2 protein-coding genes are annotated in these 3,756 nt (G+C 57.1%); both read left to right on the top strand.

The annotated features are described in order from the left end of the window. On the top strand, positions 1-1,629 hold a 1,629-nt coding region (locus ABX962_RS32440), incomplete at its 5' end, for a PQQ-binding-like beta-propeller repeat protein (RefSeq protein WP_372725838.1). A 153-nt stretch (positions 1,630-1,782) separates the two neighbouring features. After that, the coding region (locus ABX962_RS32435; protein ID WP_372725837.1) for a PQQ-binding-like beta-propeller repeat protein at positions 1,783-3,756 on the top strand (1,974 nt) is incomplete at its 3' end.

Here is a 3,756-nt window from a genome sequence, read left to right as displayed (position 1 = left end):
GAATTTGCCAAACCGAACCATCGGCTGCTGGGACTCGACAAACGAACCGGCGAAATCGTCTGGTTCAGCGGCACACGCGACCTGCCTTATGACACCACCTACTCGGCTCCGAGTCTGGTCACGATCGATGGCCAACGCCAACTGATCCTGGGAGCGGGCGACGGCGCGATATGGGGATTCCAACCCCGTACGGGCAAACCGCTTTGGAACAAGAAAATTTCTCGCCGCGGAATTTACGCCACGCCACTAGTGGTGGGGGACAAAGTCTTCGCGGCTCATAGCGAAGAAAACGTCTCGGGCAGCTCGATGGGGGCGATCGTCGCCATGAAAATCTCGGGGACCGGAGACGAAACCAAGGTCGAAGAGCTTTGGCGTCGCGAAGAGGTGGTCGCCGGTTATAGCGAACCTGTCTTTGTCGACGGCCGCGTCTATTTGGTCGACGACCGCTGCAAAATGTGGATCTTTGATGCGGAAACCGGCGAAACGGTCGTCGAACGCAAAGCCTTTGTCGGCAGCCGCCAACGCAGTGCACTGCTATACGCCGACGGCAAAATCTATGTGTTGACCGAAAATGGCCGCTGGGCGGTCGTCAAACCGACCGAAGACGGATTCGATGTGCTCAGCAAGGGACGCGTCGATGACGCTGATTTTGCCGGATCGCCGATCGTGGCTGATGGTCGACTGTATTTCCCAAGCTCGAAGACACTTTACTGCGTCGCCACCGAAAATGGCAGCCAAGAGAGCGTCGAGATGGCCAGCACGATGGGCGATGAGACGCCGGTTTCTGAAAACCCCGATCTCGCTCAAATCTTGGTCGTTCCCGCCGAATCCATTGTCCAGCCGGGTGAATCGGTCCAATTGAGCACTCGTTTCTTCAATCGAGTTGGCCAACCGCTGGATGTCGATGCCGACGTGACCTTCGAAGTCCAAGGGGCGGGCAAAATCGAAGGTTCGACCTTTACCGCCGACGCCGACGCCTCGCACACCGGCGTCGTGATCACCGCGAAAGCGGGGGAAGCGACGGGAACCGCTCGCATCCGCATCGTGCCTCCGTTGCCATGGAAGTTCACGTTTGATGGCATGACCGATCCGCCGGTGTCGTGGGTCGGGGCCCGTTATCGCCACGTGATTCGTGACGTCGATGGATCGCCAGCACTCGTGAAAATCTCGACGATTCCCAAGGGAGCACGTAGCCGAGCGTGGATGGGGCCGAGCGATCTATCGGAATACACAATCGCGGCGGACGTTCGCGGGGCGCGTGACAACGACAAGCTGCCCGACATCGGATTGACCGCTCACGGCTACGTGCTGGACTTGATGGGCCAGAGCCAACAGCTTCAAATCCGAACTTGGTCGGCCCAGCTTCGCATGGCGGAAACGATCGACTTTCCATGGAAAGAAAATACGTGGTACCGTATGAAATTCCGTGCGGAAATCGAAAGCGAACCGCCCGCGTCGGTCACCGTGCTGAAGGGCAAAGTTTGGCCGCGTGACGAACCCGAGCCCAAAGAATGGACCATCACCGCACGTGACGAGTCGCCGAATCTGAACGCGAGCCCTGGTCTTTACGGGAACGCTAAGGACGCTGAAATTTACATCGACAACGTCGAAGTGACGGCAAACGAATAGCACGTTTGCCGGACGTCATTAGAATGAACGTCGTTCGCAAGCATGTTCGGCAAGAATAAACGCTTGGCAGGGCAGTTCGAAGCGATTCGACCTGCCTTGCCCCCATCCTCTCCCTCCCAAAACAAAAACCTCTCGCTCCAAAACGCTTTCAATATGAAAAAGAATGAATTGTCCGCATGGACTCTGATTTTCGGTGCCACCGTTTTTGGCAGCATTACGGCGGTTGCCCTTAGTGGGTGTAAGCCGCCTGAAGCTCCCGGTTCGATTGAAATCGAAGCGGATGACTTGGATTTGGATATCGACGAAGGCAATATCGAGTCAAGCAATACGACCGCCGCGACCGTAGAAACGCCCGCGGTGGAGATGCCTGCCGAAGAAACGCCCGCCAAAGAGGCCCCCGTCGAAGCGGCTCCGGCGGTGAAACCGGAAGAGCCCAAGGCTAAAGAAACAAAACCCGCAGCGAAACCCGAAGATGGTGCGGCGGCAGCAGCGGACTCGGACGCAGCCAAACCGGCGGCCAAAACGCTTGTCAGCACCAAAGCGGACACCCGCGAAAGTATCACCCCCGAAAAGGTACTCAGCGCCGGCGGCGACTGGCCTCAATGGGGCGGCACCCGTTTGCGTAACAACACTCCCAACGTCAAAAATCTTCCCGAGTCTTGGGACATTGGTAAATTCGATCGCAAGACAGGCGAGTGGGACAAAGAGAAATCGGAAAACATTCGTTGGTACGCCAACCTGGGCAGCCAAACCTATGGCAACCCTGTTGTCTCGGGCGGCAAAGTGTTTGTCGGAACCAATAACGGAGCGGGTTACCTAGAACGTTACCCATCGACCGTCGACCTTGGCTGTTTGCTCGCATTCAACGAATCCAACGGCGAATTTCTGTGGCAACACAGCAGCGAAAAATTGATCACCGGCCGCGTCCACGACTGGCCGCTGCAAGGCATCTGCTGTGCCTCGATGGTCGAAGGCGACCGACTTTGGTTCGTCACCAGCCGTGGCGAAGTCCGCTGCGTTGACACCGAAGGTTTTCACGATGGCGAGGACGATGGCCCGGTTAAGGACGAAGTTGCCAACGTCACCGAAATCATGAACGCGGGCCCCGGTGCGAAACCGTACGCCGACACGCTGGCCGCATTGGGCGAAGGCAAACTGTCGGACGCTGCCAAGGAATTGCTCGAAACTGCGGGCGAAGCTCTCCAAAGCGATCCCCAGATCAAAACCGTCAGCGAAGGCAAAGTATGGGCGATCAACGGCAAGTTCAGTGGCGTCGAGCGAACGATCACTGTCAAAGCGATCGGCCCGAAGCTGATGTTCACCAAAACGCTCGGTGTCCATGACAAACGCGATGCGGATACCATCTGGGTTTACAACATGATGAGCGAACTCGGTTCGAGCCAGCACAACATGTGTGCCTGCAGCGTGACCGCCTACGGCGATTTGTTGTTCGTCAACACCAGCAACGGACTAGACGAATCGCACATCAATCTGCCAGCCCCCGATGCGGCCAGCTTCATCTGTTTGAACAAGAATACCGGCGAACTTTACTGGACTGACAACGCTCCGGGAACCAACATCCTGCATGGACAATGGTCCAGCCCGATGGTGGCGGAATTTGACGGTGTGCCTCAAGTCTTGTTCGCTGGCGGTGACGGCTACTTGCGCAGTTACCGGGCCGACCAAGGCAAAGACGGAAAACCCGAGCTATTGTGGGAATTTGACGCCAACCCCAAAGAAACCAAATGGATTCTTGGCGGCGAAGGCACTCGTAACAATTTGATCGCCACTCCGGTGGCCTATGACGGATTGGTCTACATCGCGGTCGGCCAAGACCCCGAGCATGGCGAAGGCGAAGGCCATTTGTGGTGCATCGACCCGACCAAACGAGGCGACGTTTCGCCTCAATTGGCGGTTAAGATCGAAGCCGATGGATCGCGAACTCCGATTCCTCACCGTCGTATTCAAGCGGTGGATCCGAAGAACGGGGAAGCTGCGGTGGACAATTCCAACTCGGCCGTGGTGTGGCACTACAGCATGGCGGACCAGAACGACGACGGCGAATTCGACTTCGAAGAAAAGATGCATCGCAGCTGTGGCACCGTCGCCATCAAGGATGACATTCTT

The sequence above is a fragment of the Novipirellula sp. genome (assembly GCF_041583735.1).
GTDB lineage: Bacteria > Planctomycetota > Planctomycetia > Pirellulales > Pirellulaceae > Novipirellula.
Note: the sequence above shows the minus strand (reverse complement) of the source record. Positions and strands in the feature narration are given on the sequence as shown.